Annotated in this window: 10 protein-coding genes; 4 read left to right on the forward strand and 6 right to left on the reverse strand. The window is 71.3% G+C overall.

Annotated elements, in window-relative coordinates:
* Positions 1-311: 311 nt before the first annotated feature.
* Positions 312-1,739: a hypothetical protein gene (locus DX914_RS11775; protein ID WP_115859325.1), complete on the reverse strand. Its 1,428-nt coding sequence runs from the start codon at positions 1,737-1,739 to the stop codon at positions 312-314.
* A gap of 219 nt (positions 1,740-1,958) precedes the next feature.
* Positions 1,959-4,136 carry a RelA/SpoT family protein gene (locus DX914_RS11780; RefSeq protein WP_115859326.1) on the reverse strand — a complete coding sequence of 726 codons (2,178 nt, stop codon included), beginning with the start codon at positions 4,134-4,136 and terminating at the stop codon, positions 1,959-1,961.
* Positions 4,137-4,213: 77 nt separating this feature from the next.
* Here DX914_RS11780 and DX914_RS11785 point away from each other — a divergent pair, with 77 nt between their 5' ends.
* Both DX914_RS11785 and DX914_RS11790 read left to right on the forward strand, forming a co-directional pair.
* Positions 4,214-4,708 carry a hypothetical protein gene (locus DX914_RS11785; protein ID WP_115859327.1) on the forward strand — a complete coding sequence of 165 codons (495 nt, stop codon included), beginning with the start codon at positions 4,214-4,216 and terminating at the stop codon, positions 4,706-4,708.
* Positions 4,709-5,144: 436 nt separating this feature from the next.
* The gene (locus tag DX914_RS11790) at positions 5,145-5,654 is read left to right on the forward strand and encodes a hypothetical protein (RefSeq protein WP_115859328.1); all 510 of its coding nucleotides are present in this window, start codon (positions 5,145-5,147) and stop codon (positions 5,652-5,654) included.
* Between the two features lie 258 nt (positions 5,655-5,912).
* Here the strand turns inward: DX914_RS11790 and hrpA are convergent, their stop codons facing one another.
* Entirely contained in the window at positions 5,913-10,052 is a 4,140-nt protein-coding gene (gene hrpA / locus DX914_RS11795) for an ATP-dependent RNA helicase HrpA (protein WP_115859329.1), read from the reverse strand.
* Between the two features lie 141 nt (positions 10,053-10,193).
* Between hrpA and DX914_RS11800 the strand changes: the two genes are divergently transcribed.
* Positions 10,194-10,769 carry a Dps family protein gene (locus tag DX914_RS11800; RefSeq protein ID WP_115859330.1) on the forward strand — a complete coding sequence of 192 codons (576 nt, stop codon included), beginning with the start codon at positions 10,194-10,196 and terminating at the stop codon, positions 10,767-10,769.
* A gap of 169 nt (positions 10,770-10,938) precedes the next feature.
* Complete coding sequence (gene recQ, locus DX914_RS11805; protein ID WP_115859331.1) at positions 10,939-12,750, forward strand: DNA helicase RecQ; 1,812 nt, start codon at positions 10,939-10,941, stop codon at positions 12,748-12,750.
* Between the two features lie 298 nt (positions 12,751-13,048).
* On the opposite strand, the gene DX914_RS11810 is transcribed toward recQ, so the two are convergent.
* The 3 genes from DX914_RS11810 to DX914_RS11815 form a co-directional block, all read right to left on the reverse strand.
* Positions 13,049-14,059 (reverse strand): class I fructose-bisphosphate aldolase, encoded by a 1,011-nt coding sequence (locus tag DX914_RS11810; RefSeq protein WP_115859332.1) that lies wholly within the window; start codon positions 14,057-14,059, stop codon positions 13,049-13,051.
* Between the two features lie 164 nt (positions 14,060-14,223).
* The gene (locus tag DX914_RS20250; protein ID WP_158549266.1) at positions 14,224-14,370 is read right to left on the reverse strand and encodes a hypothetical protein; all 147 of its coding nucleotides are present in this window, start codon (positions 14,368-14,370) and stop codon (positions 14,224-14,226) included.
* A complete protein-coding gene (locus DX914_RS11815; RefSeq protein ID WP_115859333.1) occupies positions 14,355-14,777 on the reverse strand; it encodes a hypothetical protein in 423 nt (140 codons plus the stop codon). The genes DX914_RS20250 and DX914_RS11815 overlap by 16 nt, the downstream gene beginning before the upstream one ends.
* Positions 14,778-14,825 lie beyond the last annotated feature (48 nt).

Consider the following 14,825-nt stretch of genomic DNA (forward strand, 5'->3'; position numbering starts at 1 on the left):
CGTTTTTCTTTGGTTACTTTCTTTTGACGCTTATCAAAAGAAAGTGACCCGGCCGCTTGCGGACGGAAGCTGTTGCTGTTGCTTCAAAGCAGCACACCCAAATACCTGCGCGAGTTCGGAGCTGGTCGCGGCTCACGCCGCTCCTACCCCAAGGCCGCAGAGCAGCCCTCCGCCGACCGAGGGCTTGGTCGCAACGGTGGATTCGCGGTCGCAGCTGGCGCAGCTCCTACAGGGGGCGTGCGTAACTTTCGTCGTGGTTGCGGGGTCGCGGTCGCGGCTCACGCCGCTCCTACCCCAGAGCGCCTGGTCGGTCAGTCGCGGCCGGGGTCGGCGGCGCGCACGCGGTCGGTCAGGTCGTCGATGCCGGTCGCCGTCGGGTCCAACTCACGCGCCGCCTTGAGCGCGGCCTGCGCCGCGCGCACCTCGCCTGCGCCCAGGCGTTCGTCGCCCACCGCCAGCCAACGCAGCGCCAACCGCCGACGCGGCTCGGCCAGCGGTGCGCCCTCGCCCTCCAGCGCGCCGCGCGCGTCCAGGCATTCGCGCGCGCGCGCCAGGCGGTTGCTGCGCAACTCGTCCTCGAAACAGCGCCGCACCGCCGGCAGCAGGCGCGCGGCGGCCGCGCGCACCTTCGGGTCTTGCGGCGCCAGCGCCTGCGCCGCGCGCAGCTTGTCGTAGGCGCTGTCGCCGGGCGGCGTGAGCAAGTGGCCGCGCGCCTCGGCGGCGGCGGCCTCGTCCAGCAAGCGGCGCAGGCGCTGCGGACGCTGCGCGGCCGGTACGCCGGTGTCCAAGCGTTTGCGCGACTGCCTGGCGCGCTCCAGGTGCCGGCCCGCCTCGGTCACGGCCGGCAGCGCGGGCGCGAGTTCGGCGGCCGCGGCCAGGGCGGCGGCGGCCTCGTCGAAGCGGAAATCCGCGGCCAGGCGTTCGCCGCGCTGCGCATAGGCCAGCGCGACCGCCTCCAGCCCGCGCTGCGCAGCCGCATCGTCCGCGATCGCGGTCAGCACATCGCGATACGCCTCCACGGCCACAGGCAGTTGGCCGCGGCGCAAGGCGGCGTCGGCCGCGCTGCGCCGGCCGTCGACGCGACGCGCGAGCTCGGCCAAGGCGTCGGGCAGGTCGACATGGCCGGCATCGGCCGCCTGCACGCGGCGGATGCGCGCGGCGCCCGGTTCCAGATCGCCGTGCGCCAGCGCCTGCCGCGCCTGCTGCAGCAGATCGGCCAGGGTGTCCTCGCGCCCTTCCAGCGCCTCCACGCGTTCGGGCTGCAATGCCAGCACGCGCTGGTACAGCGGCAGCGCCGCCTGCTCGCCGTCGTCCAGGTGACCGGCGGCGCGGGCCGCGGCGGCCTGTTCCAGCAAGCGGTCGAGGCCGGCGGCAGCGGCTTCGCGCGTGCGCAGGCGCTGCTCCAGCGCGTCGGTTTGCGCGCGCGGCACCGCCAGTTCGCGGGCCAGGTTCAAGGCGCTGTGGGCATCGGCGTAGCGGCGCTGCGCCATCGCCCGCTCGGCCTGCGCCAGCGCGGCCTGGCCCACCCGCGACAAACCCGCGCGGGCCTCGCCGCGGTCGGGATCCAGGGCCAGCGCGGCCTCGTAGAGTTCGCGCGCGCCGCGACCGTCGGGCGAGCTCAGGCGGCCTTCGCGCAGCGCTTGCGCGGCATCGTTGCGCAACTGCTGCAAACGGGTTTCCGGCCACAGCCGGTCCGACAGCGGCTGGCGCAGCAGGATCAGCGCGATCAGCACCAGCATCACCAGCGCGGCCGCGCCCCAGCCGAACCAGGGCCGTGGCGGCGGCGGCCGGCGCGGTCGGCCGCCCTCGTCGAAACTTAGCCCTCGCCAGCGGCCGAATTCCGGCTCCACCCGCAGCGGCGCGGCACGGCCGGGGGTCGGCTCGGGGCGCGGGTCGGGCGGAAGTTCGGACGTCACCGGAGCAGCATAGCGCCCTTGCGCGGCGGCTCCGTGACGGCTTCAGCTGCGCTGCGCCCGCTCCACGCCGGGCAGCGAGGCCAGCTTGCCCAGCAAGGTCGACAACTGGCCGTAGTCGGCCACGCGCAGGCGCAGGCGCAAACGCACGCGCGCGCCGTTGCGCTCGATATCGCTGCGGATGCTGACCACGTGGGCGTTGTTCTGCGCGATCAGGTTGGTGACTTCCTTCAGCAGCCACTTGCGATCCAGCGCCAGCACTTCTATGTCGGTCTCGTAGCCCGAACCCTTGCGTCCCCACTCCACCGGCAGCACGCGCTGCGGCTGCGCCGCGGCCAGGCGCTCGAACGAGGCGCAGCCCGGGCGGTGCACGCTGACGCCGCGGCCGCGGGTGAGGTAGCCGACGATGGGCTCGCCGGGCAGCGGCTGGCAGCAGCGCGCCAGCTGCACCAGCAGGTTGCCCACGCCCTCGACGGTGAAGTCGGTGCTCTTGGTCGGGCGCTTGCGCGGCACCGGCGCGAGCGTGGTGGTGCTGGCGGCCGGCGGCGGCGCCGCAGCCGCGCGCTCGTGCTCGAGCAAGGCGCGGCCGACCTGGTGCGGGCCCAGGTCGCCCAGCGCCACCTGCACGTACAGGTCGCCGTCGTTGGCCAGGTTGAAGCGTTCGCGCGCCGGCGCCAACTCGGCGCCGAGCAGCCCCAGCCGGCGCAGCTCCTTGTCCAGCAGTTCGCGCCCGGCCTGCTCGTTGCGGGCGCGATCGAGCTTGTGGAACCAGGCCCGCACCTTGTCGCGCGAACGGCCGCTGGCGAGGAAGCCGTTGGCCGCCACCAGCCAGTCTCGGCGCGGCTCGCCGGTCTTGGCGGTGAGGATCTCGACGCGGTCGCCGCTGCGCAGCTTGTGGTCCAGCGGCACGATGCGGCCGTCGACCTTGGCGCCGCGGCAGCGGTGCCCGACCTCGGTGTGCACGTGGTAGGCGAAATCCAGCGGCGTGGCGCCGGCGGGCAGATCGATGACCTCGCCCTTGGGCGTGAGCACGTAGACGCGGTCCTCGACCAGCTCGGTATCGAGCTCGCCGGCCAGGGTCGCATCGCCGCCGTCGCGGCCTTCGTTGTGCGCGTCCAGCAGCTTGCGCATCCAGGCGATCTTGCGGTCGAAGGAGGCGTCGGCGGCCTGGCTGCCGGCCTCCTTGTATTTCCAGTGTGCGGCCACGCCCAGCTCGGCCTGGCGGTGCATCTCGTGGGTGCGGATCTGCACCTCCAGGGTCTTGCCCTCGGGGCCGACCACGGCGGTGTGCAGCGAGCGGTAGTCGTTGCGCTTGGGCCGGGCGATGTAGTCGTCGAACTCGCTGGGGATCGGCGTCCACTGCGCGTGCACCACGCCCAGCGCGGCGTAGCAGGCGGCCAGATCGGCCACCATCACCCGCACCGCGCGCAGGTCGTAGAGCTCGCCGATGGGCACGTCCTTGCGCTGCATCTTTTTCCAGATGCTGTAGATGTGCTTGGGCCGGCCGGCGACTTCGGCGCCCTGCAGGCCGGCGGCGTCCAGCGCCGTGCGCAGGGTGCGCTTGACCTGTTCGATGTAGCGTTCGCGGTCGCCGCGCTTTTCGTCCAGCAGGCGCGCGATCTTCTGGTAGGTCTGCGGCTCCAGGTGGCGGAAGGCCAGGTCTTCCAGCTCCCACTTGAGCTGCCAGATGCCCAGGCGGTTGGCCAGCGGCGCTTGGATGTCGCGGGTCAGCGCGGCCAGTTCGCGCCGCGCCGGCGGCGGCAGCGCCTCGGCGTGGCGCATGCGCGCGAGCTGGCGCGCGAGCAGGATCGGCACCACCCGCAGGTCGCGCACGATCGCCAGCAGCAGCCGGCGCAGGCCCTCGGGGCCGGAGCGCGCGCCGTGCTCGGCGTGCAGCGCCCAGACCTGTTCGGCCGCGCGCTGGCCGTCCAGCAGCGCGGCCACCGCGGCGAACTGCTTGTCCAGCGCCGGGCCCATGGCCGCGGCCAGGCCGGGGTAGGCGTGCAGCAGCGCGGCCGCCACGGTGTCGCTGTCGGCGCCGAGCAGGCCCAGCGCGTCCAGGGTGGCGGCCACCACCGGCGGCGCGTCCAGGGCGTCGCGTGTGGCCAGCGGCGCCTGCGCGGCGGCCTCCAGTTGCTTGCGCAACGGCGCCGCGACGGCCGCCGACGAGGCGTGCGACAGCGCGGCTTGGATGGGATCGGGAGCGGCGGGCGACGCGTTCATCGCGGATTGCGGCGGCAGGATCGAAGCCGAAAGGGGGAGCGTCTACACTAGCCGGCAACCGACCCGAGGAACAGCACATGCTCCGCACCCGTCCGCTGATCGTCGCCGCCCTGCTCGCGCTCGCGCCGCTGGCCGTGGCCGCGCAATCGCTGCCGCCGATCCAGCAGCAGATGTCGCAGGAAGAGTTCAAGGCCGCCGGCCTGGACAAGCTCAGCGCACAGGAGCTGGCCGCGCTCAACCAATGGCTGGACCGCAAGATCGTCGACGAGAGCGCCAAGGTCGCCAAGAGCACCAAGGAAAAGATCGAGACCGAGCACCGCGGCTTCTTCAACTTCGGCGGCTCCACCGACCCCATCGCCTCGCGCATCAAGGGCGAGTTCCGCGGCTTCGGCCGCGGCCGCACCTACGAGCTGGAGAACGGCCAAGTCTGGCAGCAGTCCGACGACGCGAGCCTGGCCGGCGTGCGCCTGACCGATCCGGAGGTGAAGATCAATCCGGGTCTGATCGGCAATGTCTGGTACATGTCGGTGAAGGGGTACAACTCGCGCGCCAAGGTGCAGCGGACGAAGTGACGCAGCGGCCCGCGCGCAAAGCGCGCGGCTTTGCCGCTGCGTCATCCCCGCGAAAGCGGGGATCCAGGGACCCAAGCGAGAACGCCTCGCGTCCTAACAACCCGAGGCAACGGGATCACACGCCCCGGGTATCTGACAGTGCTCGGGGCGTTCGCGTTTTTGGGGTAACCGGTCTGCTGCGGATTCGTGTGTCCTCCGCGCCCAAAGCAAATCCCCCTCAATCCTCCGGCCAGCAAGCACAGCTTGCTGGCGTCCGATCGTGCGCGAACCCGCGGTTCGCAAGCGCACGCTCTCACCCTTTTCCAATGGGGGGAAGACAAGCGGTGCCGCACCTGCCGGGACAAGCCCGTCAAAAAACGGTAACCAACCCGTCATAACGTGGGCCGCAGCGACGCCCGGGGCCGCCGGGACGCATTCCAGACCGGTCCTTCGCCCCATGCGCCGACTTATCCGCCTCGCCCTCCCCCTCGCCCTGGCCCTGCTGCCCGCCCTGGCCTGCGCCCAGTCGGCCTACCGCGACCTGCAGCAGCGGCTGACCGCCGAGCAACTGCGCGACACCGGCCTGAACCAGCTGACCCCGGCGCAGCTGGCCCTGCTCAACCGCCTGCTGCGCGAGGACGCGCAGCGCGACGCCGCCACCCAGCGGGCCCAGCCCGCTCCGGCCGCCGCGGTCGCCGCCGCACCGGGCCCGGAACAGGCCGGCTTCCTGGAGGGCGCCAGCGACGCCACGATCCACAGCCGTCTGGTCGGCACCGTGGAGGGCTGGGCGCCCGGCACCGTGTTCGCGCTGGAGAACGGCCAGCAGTGGCGCGTGCTCAAGGGCGAGCTGACCCTGCGCAAGCCGATGAACGCCCCGGCCATCGCGGTGATCCCGGGCTTCAGCGGGCGCTGGTTCCTGCAGGTCGATGAGGATTTGCCGAAGGCTAGGGTGCAGCGGATCAAGTGACGCAGCGGCCCGCGCGCAACGCGCGCGGCTTTGCCGCTGCGTCATCCCCGCGCACGCGGGGGTGAGCGACTGCGCTTGCGAGCCACTGGCTCGCGCATTCGCGAACGCCCGAGCGCTATGCGCTCGGGCCGGGCTGCACGCCGCCGCGTATGTTTATCTAAGCAGCGGTGCAGTCCCGCCTACTAACGACTCAAATCCGCGGAAGTAGCCAAGCCTTTCGCGGGAATGACTAAGCGAAAGATCGCGGACGCCCATCCCCTACCCCCGCAACTGCCCCAACCGCTGCGCCAACTTCTTAGGCGACACCCCGCCGCGCACCCCCAGCTCCTGCGCGAACAGCGACACCCGCAGTTCCTCCAACTCCCAACGCAACGCCTGCCACCCCGGCGCATCCGCCTGCCCGGCCGCCGTCGCGGCCGCCAGCGCATCGGCGAAGGGCTTGAGTTCCAGCATGCGCGCCTGATCGCGCACCGGGTCGCGCAGCGCGCGCTCGCCGCGCAGGGCCAGCGCCTTCAGATAACGCGGGTACTCGCGCAAGGCCTGCGCCGGCACCTCGCGCAGGAAGCCCGGTGGGGTCAGCGCCGCCAGCTGCGCGCGCATGTCGTCCAGGTTGCCGCTGGCCCAGCCCATCAGCGGCGATTCCAGCTTGGCGCGCGCCTCGGCCACCGCGGCCAGGATGGTCTCGGCCTGACGCAGGCGTTCGATCGCCTCGGGGAACAGCTTGCGCGCGGCGTCCTCGCGCAGCGCTTCGAACGCGGCGGCGTCGCGCACCTTCAGCAGGGATTCGTCGTCGCCCAGCAGCCAGCGCAGCGCGCCGCCGGCCAGGTCGTCGCGCAGGCGGTCGCTGTCGCGCGGAGCGCCCGCGCGCGGTGCGGCCGATTCGATCGCCGCATACAGCAGGCCGGTCTTGGGCGACACCGGCAACTGCTTGCGCGCCTGCTTGAGCTTGTCGGCCAGGGCGATGGCCAGCAGCCGGCGCACGCCGCCCGGGTGCGCGCGTTGCGCGACCTCGCGCTCGGCGTGCACGCGCAGCGACACGGTGTCGCCGTCGTCGTGCAGGGCCGGGAACGCGGGCACGCCGGCCGCACCGGGCACCGAATCCGGAATCGGCGTGTCGGGGAACGTGGTCAGGCCCTGCCGACCCAGCCCTTCGGCCGCCTGCGCGGCGAACGCGCGCGCCGCGCGCTCGCCGAAGCGCGCGCGCAGCTCGTCCAGGTCGCGCGACTCGGCCAGCACCGGCGGCGAGGCGCTGCGGCCGCCGTGGCGCGCGTCCGCATCGAGCAGGCGCAGGTTCATGCGCAGGTGCGGCTCGATCGTGGCCGGTTCGAAGTCCGTCGCCGCCACCTCCACGCCGGTGAGCTTGCGCAGGAAGCGCGCGAGCGCGCCGACCACATCGTCGGCCTCCGCTTGCGCATGCGCCTCGGCGAAGGCCTTGGCGAAATCCGGCGCCGGCACGAAGTTGCGGCGCAGCGGCTTGGGCAGGGTCTTGATCAGCGCCGCGGCCTTGTCCAGGACGAAGCCCGGCGCCAGCCACGACAGCTGCGCCGGGTCCAGCGCGCCCAGCAGATGCAGCGGCACGGTCAGGGTCATGCCGTCGTCGGGCGCGCCCGGCTCGAAGCGGTACTGCACCGCCAGCCGCACCGCGCCCAGTTGCAGGTAGGGCGGGAACCGCGCCGCCTCGCTCTCGCCGCCGACCATCAGCTCGGCCTGCGACCATTCCAGCTGAGCCTTCTGCTCGGCCGGCAGCTTGGCGAACCACGCGTCCAGCGCCTGCGCGTTATGCACCTGCGGCGGCAGCCGGTCCAGGTACCACTGCGCCATCCATTCCTCGTCCACCACCAGCCCGGCGCGGCGCTGCTTGGCTTCTTCCTCGCGCGCCTTGGCCAGCGCGGCCAGGTTGCGCGCCAGGAACGCGGCGCGGGTGTTGATCTCGCCGGTCACCAGGGCGTCGCGGGCGAAGATCGCGCGGCTTTCCTCGGGGTAGAGCGCGCCGTAGTGGATAGGCCGCTTCGGCGCGAGCACCAGGCCGAACAGACTGATCTGCTCGCTGCCGACCACGCGCCCCTGCGAACGCGACCAGCGCGGATCGTGGTGGCGCCGCGCCAGCAGGTGCGGCAGCTCCTGGATCGCCCAGTCCGGCTCGATCCCGGCATTGGTCATCGACCACACCCGCTCGGTGTCCAGCAGGGTCGCCGACAGCACCCACGGCGGCGGCTTCTTGGCCAGCGGCGAACCGGGGAACAGGCTGAACTTGCGCCCGCGCGGGCCGTCGTACAGGCCCTTGTCGCCGCGCAAGCCGATCTGGGTCGGCAGGCCGGCGATCAGCGCGCGATGCAGGGTGGCGTAGGCGTTGGCGTCCAGCGGTTCCAGCGATGCCGGCACGGCTTGCGGATCGTTGCGCGGCGGCCGTCCTTGGCGCGGCTTCAGCGCTTGCGGATCGTCCTGCCCGGCCATCGCTGGCCGGGCGCTCGCCACCGCGCGAGCCGGTGGCTCGCCGGCGCGGTGGCTCGCCCAGCCCAGTTCTTCGCACAGCAGCTTCAACTGCCGATGCAGCTCGCGCCACTCGCGCATGCGCAGGAAGCCCAGGAAGTGCTTTTCGCACCAGGCGCGCAGCTTGGACTGGGTCAGTTCCTCGTGCGCCTGCTGATAGGCCTGCCACAGCTTGAGGATGCCGACGAACTCCGAGCGCGGGTCGGCGAACAGCGCGTGCGCGTTGTCGGCCGCGGCACGCTGGTCGGACGGGCGTTCGCGCGGGTCCTGGATGCCCAGGAAGGCGGCGATGGCGATCATCTCGCGCAGGCAGCCGTGCTGATGCGCGGCCACCAGCATGCGCGCCAGCTTCACGTCCACCGGCAGCCGCGCCATGGTCCGACCGGTGGCGGTGAGCCTGCGCTGCTCGTCCACCGCGCCCAGCTCGCCCAGCTGCTGCCAGCCGTCGGCGATGGCGCGGCCGTCGGGCGGCTCCAGGAACGGGAATTCCTCGATATTGCCCAGGCCCAGCGACAGCATGCGCAGGATCACGCCGGCCAGCGCGGCGCGGCGGATTTCCGGGTCGGTGTAGCGCGGACGCGACTCGAAATCGGCCTGGCTGTACAGGCGGTAGCAGGTGCCCTCGCTGATGCGGCCGCAGCGGCCCTTGCGCTGGTCGGCGCTGGCCTGGCTCACCGGCTCGATGTGCAGGCGGTCGAGCTTGCCGCGCGGGCTGTAGCGCTTGACCCGGGCCAGGCCCGGATCGACCACGTAGCGGATGCGCGGCACCGTCAGCGAGGTCTCGGCCACGTTGGTGGTCAGCACGATGCGGCGCTTGGGGCCGGGGTTGAACACCCGGTCCTGGTCGCGCGCCGACAGCCGCGCGTACAGCGGCAGCACTTCGGTCTCGCGGTACTTGCGCCGCTCCAGTGCCTGGTGGGCGTCGCGGATCTCGCGTTCGCCGGGCAGGAAGATGAGCACGTCGCCACGCGGATCCTCGCCGGTGATTTCGTCGCAGGCCGCGACGATGCCCTCGTTGACCGTGCGCTCGCCCTCGCGCGCCTGGCGCGCGCGGCCCTGCTCGTCGGCGCCTTCGCCCTCGCCTTCCAGCGGCCGGTAGCGCACCGACACCGGATAGCCGCGGCCCTCCACGCTGACCACCGGCGCGCCGTCGAAATGCGCGGCGAAACGCTCGGTGTCGATGGTGGCCGAGGTCACGATGACCTTCAGGTCCGGGCGCTTCTTCAGCAGCTGCTTCAGATAACCCAGCAGGAAGTCGATGTTGAGGCTGCGCTCGTGGGCCTCGTCGATCAGCAGGGTGTCGTAGGCCGACAGCCAGCGGTCGGACTGGATCTCGGCCAGCAGGATGCCGTCGGTCATGAACTTGACCGCGGTGCGCTCGCCGACCTGTTCGTTGAAGCGCACCTGGTAGCCGACCGCGCCGCCCAACTCGGTGTTCAGCTCCTCGGCCACGCGCCGGGCCACCGCGCGCGCGGCGATGCGGCGCGGCTGGGTGCAGCCGATCATGCCGGCGGCGCCGCGGCCCGCGGCCAGGCACAGCTTGGGCAGCTGGGTGGTCTTGCCCGAACCGGTCTCGCCGGCGATCACCACCACCGGGTGCTTGCGGATCAATTCGACGATGCGCTCGGCCTCGCCGGCGATCGGCAGGCCCGGGTCCACCGCCGCGCGCGGCAGCGCGGCGGCGCGCGCCTCGCGCTGCGCCACCGACGCCGCCAGCGCCTGGGCGAAGGCCTCGCGCGCGCCGGCATCGGCCGGCTTGCCGCTCCAGCGCGACCACAGCCCGTGCAGACGGCCGCGGTCGCGGCTGAGCGCGCCGTCGATCGCGCGTCGCGCCTGTTTTAACGCCGCGCTCGCGGCGGCACCGTTAGCATCGGCGCCCGGCGCTGGTTTGGAGGATTCGTTCTTCATCGATAGATCGTCTGCATCGCAGCACTAGAAACAAACCATTTCACTTCGGCGGCGACTGCGCCTATTGTCGCCGCTAGTCCGGAAAAACCCTATCCGCCGTCTTCACCCACCCGTTCCCCCACCTGCAAGCAGGAGCCTCCCATGGCCAAGCCGAACAAGACCGACAAGCCCAAATCCGGCAAGACCAAGGCCGCCAAGCCGCTGAGTCCGGCCGCCTCCCCCGCCGCCGGCAGCGCCGCGCCGTCCATCGATATCGGGATCTCGCCGGCCGATCGCAAGAAGATCGCCGAGGGCCTGTCGCGCTTCCTGGCCGACAGCTACACCCTGTACCTGAAGACCCACAACTTCCATTGGAACGTGACGGGCCCGATGTTCAATGCCCTGCACGTGATGTTCGAGACCCAGTACACCGAGCAGTGGACCGCGCTGGACGAGATCGCCGAGCGCATCCGCGCCCTGGGCTTCAACGCCCCCGGCTCCTACGCCGAGTTCGTGCGCCTGAGCTCGATCCCCGAGGAACCGGGCCTGACCGACGCCGCCGACTGGCGCGAGATGGTCCGCCAGCTGGTGGTGGGCAACGAAGCGGTGTGCCGCACCGCGCGCAAGGTACTCGACCAGGCCGACGACGTCGACGACGCGCCCACCGAGGACCTGCTGACCCAGCGCCTGCAGACCCACGAGAAGTACGCCTGGATGCTGCGCTCGCTGCTGCAGTAAGGCGGCGCCGGCCGCTCCCTGCGCGGGGAGCGGCCTTTTGCCCTGTGTGGGAGCGACATGCCGGGGGCCGGCCCGACCGCCGCCCTACGCCGAACCGCGGCAAATTCCTACCTCCATCCGCGCCGCGCGCTTAGCGGCCGTAACGACGGCGCTCGTTACACTAGGCGCCATGTCAGATTCCGCACTCGAGCTGCTGCGCCGGATTTTCGGCCATTCCGACTTCCGCGGCGAGCAGGCGCAGATCGTCCAGCACGTGGCCGACGGCGGCGACGCCCTGGTGCTGATGCCCACCGGCGGCGGCAAGTCGCTGTGCTACCAGCTGCCTTCGCTGCTGCGCGAGGGTTGCGGCCTGGTGGTCTCGCCGCTGATCGCGCTGATGCAGGACCAGGTCGAGGCGCTGCGCCAGCTGGGCGTGCGCGCGGCCTATCTCAATTCCACCCTCAGCGCCGACGACGCGGCCGAGGTCGAACGCCAGCTGCTGGCCGGCGAACTCGAACTGCTGTACGTGGCGCCCGAGCGCCTGCTCAGCCCGCGCTGCCTGAACCTGATCGACCGCGCGCGCATCGCCCTGTTCGCCATCGACGAGGCGCACTGCGTCTCACAATGGGGCCACGACTTCCGCCCGGAGTACCGCGAACTCACCATCCTGCACGAGCGCTGGCCGGACATCCCGCGCATCGCCCTGACCGCCACCGCCGACGCGCCGACACAGCGCGAGATCGCCGAACGGCTGAACCTGGAGGACGCGCGCCGCTTCGTCAGCTCCTTCGACCGCCCCAACCTGCGCTACCGCGTGGTGCACAAGGACAACGGCACCCGCCAGCTGCTGGACTTCCTGGCCGCCCACCGCGGCGAAAGCGGCATCGTCTACGCCTTTTCGCGGCGCCGGGTCGAAGCCGTGGCCGAACAGCTGGTCGAGGCCGGCCTGCGCGCCCTGCCCTACCACGCCGGCATGGACGCGGCCGTGCGCGCGGCCAACCAGCGCCGCTTCCTGCAAGAGGACGGCGTGGTCATGGTCGCCACCATCGCCTTCGGCATGGGCATCGACAAACCCGACGTGCGCTTCGTCGCCCACGTCGACCTGCCCAAGTCGATCGAGGGCTACTACCAGGAGACCGGCCGTGCCGGCCGCGACGGCGAACCCGCCGAGGCCTGGCTCTGCTACGGCCTGGGCGACGTGGTCAACCTGCGCCAGCTGATCCAGCAGGGCGAGGCCGGCGAGGAGCGCAAGCGCCTGGAACTGCGCAAGCTCGATGCGCTGCTGGGTTACTGCGAATCCACCCAATGCCGGCGCCAGGCGCTGCTGGGCTGGTTCGGCGAACCGCATCCGGGCGCCTGCGGCAACTGCGACAACTGCCTGGAGCCGCCGCAGAGCTGGGACGGCACCGAGGCCGCGCGCAAGGCGCTGTCCTGCGTCTACCGCACCGGCCAGCGTTTCGGCGCCGGCCACGTGATCGACGTGCTGCGCGGCGTGCGCACCGAAAAGGTCGACAAGTTCGGCCACGAGCGCCTGAGCACCTGGGGCATCGGCGCCGACCTGGACCTGCGCCAGTGGAGCAGCGTGTTCCGCCAACTGGTGGCCGCGGGCCTGCTGGAGGCCGACATCGAGCGTCACGGCGCGCTGCGCCTGACCGCCGACAGCGGCCCGGTGCTGCGCGGCGAGCGCGAACTGCGCTTCCGGGTCGAAGCGCCCAAGGCCGCGCGCACCCGCGGCAAGTCGCGCGGCACCGCCGCGCCGGCCGCGCTGGACCTGGAGCCGGCCGCGCTGCAGCGCTTCAACGCCTTGCGCGAATGGCGCTCGGTCACCGCGCGCGAGCAGAACGTGCCGGCCTACGTGATCTTCCACGACGCCACCCTGCGCGCCATCGCCGAATCCGCCCCGGACGACCTGGACGAGCTGGCGCAGATCCCCGGCATAGGTGCGAGCAAGCTGGATCGCTATGGCGAGGCGGTGTTGCAGCATCTGCTGGATCACGCTTAGGCGCGGAGAGCTGCAGCAAAAGCAAATCCCCCCTAGCCCCCCTTTTCAAAGGGGGAACCACAACCAAGGGGGTGACATGCGTGGCTTCCCCTGCTTGTCTTCCCCCTTTGAAAAAGGGTGAGAACGTGCGCTTGCGAACCGCAGGTTCGCGCACGATCGAACGCCAGCAAGCTGTGCTTGCTGGCCGGAGGACCGATAGGGATTTGCTTTCCGCCGCGCACTCACCAAGAACCCTCAGCCCACAAACAAAAACGCCGGCCCTAGGCCGGCGTCTTCGCTACCGCAGGAGCGCTCTACCTCAGGCCGCCTTTTCCCACTGGCCCAGCGCGGCCAGGCCGTTGTCGCGCGCACGCGCGAACACGGTCTGCTGCGCGGCGGCGATGTTGCCAACCAGGTCCTGCGACCACAGCTTCAGCGCGGCCGACTGCATGGCGCGGCCGTAGGAGAACGACAGCGGCCAGGGGTTCGGGCCCATGCGGTTCATCATGTCCAGGTGCGCGGTGGCGTCCTCGTCGGACTGGCCGCCGGACAGGAACACGATGCCCGGCAGGGTCGCCGGCACGGTCGACTTCAGGCACTGCAGGGTGGCGGCGGCGACTTCCTCGACCGAGGCCTGCTCGTCGCAGGTGGTGCCCGGCAGGACCATCGAGGCCTTGAGGATGGTGCCTTCCAGCATCACGCTCTGCTCGTACAGCGCGCCGAACAGCGAACGCAGCACCACTTCGGTGACCTCGAAGCAGGTGTCGATATCGTGGCTGCCGTCCATGATGACTTCCGGCTCGACCATCGGCACCAGGCCCTGCTCCTGGCACAGCGCGGCGTAGCGCGCCAGCGCGTGGCTGTTGGCCTCGATGCAGGTGCCCGACGGGATGTCGTCGCCGATGTTGATGACCGCGCGCCACTTGGCGAAACGGGCGCCGAGCTTGTAGTACTCCTCCAGGCGGCCGCGCAGGCCGTCCAGGCCCTCGGTGACCACTTCACCGGGGAAGCCGGCCAGCGGCTGCGGGCCCTTGTCGACCTTGATGCCCGGGATGATGCCGTTGTCCATCATCAGCTTGGTGAACGGCACGCCGGCCTTGGTCGACTGGCGCAGGGTTTCGTCGTACAGGATCGCGCCGGAGATGTAGTCGCCCAGCTTGGGCGTGCTCAGCAGCAGCTCGCGGTAGCCGCGGCGGTTCTCTTCGGTGTTCTCGATGCCGACACCGGCGAAACGCTTGGCGATGGTGGCGGTGGACTCATCGATGGCGATGATGCCCTTGCCCGCGGCGACCATGGCCTGGGCGGTTTCGGCAAGCTGTTCGATGCTCATGGAGATCCTGCGGCAGCGGTGGGAAGCCGCAAATTATAGCCGCTGCCGATGAAGCCTGCCCGTCGCGCCGCGAATGGAATCAGGCACTTGCGAGCCACCGGACAGGTAATCGTTTTCAGCCCACCGCCGCCCCCGGCCCCCGTCGGCGCCCCGTCGAACCGGACTCAGGCCTCGGGCTTGGCCTCGGTATAAGCGCCGTAGCGCATTCGGTGCACCCAGCCGGCCAAGCCTTTGCCGCGCAGCAGGCAGATCAGGCCCAGCACGCCCTGCAGCGCGGTGGACGCGACATCGGCGATCAGCTCGGGCTGCATCGACGGGTCCATACCGGGATGATCGCGGGCGATGACCCGCATCGCCATCCAGCGCATCGCCCAGTAGACGCCGTCGACCAAGGCGTCGAACAGGTGCCAAAGGCGCCGATGATCGAGATCGCCAGCCCCAGCCATACCGCCGGCTCCAGATCGCTGTCGAAACTCTGGTCCTGCGGCCGCGCCAGGGTCAGCCGGGCAATCTTGTCGGCGAACAGCCACAGCAAGGCCACCGCCCCCAGCGCCAGCATGAAGGCCGCGCCGGCCATCAGCAGCCAGCCGCCGTCGTCGACCATCTGACGCAACCCGAAAATCCGGCTCACGCCCACGACCAGCAAGGAGATCAGGCTCCACAGCGCGACCGCGCGGATTGCCACCGAGAGCAGGCTGAAAGCGTTGGTGCGGGTCATGCGAGATCCTACCGGTCGCAGTTGTCAGGGAAATCGCCGGAAGGCGCC

The organism is Lysobacter silvisoli (assembly GCF_003382365.1).
Lineage (GTDB): Bacteria > Pseudomonadota > Gammaproteobacteria > Xanthomonadales > Xanthomonadaceae > Lysobacter > Lysobacter silvisoli.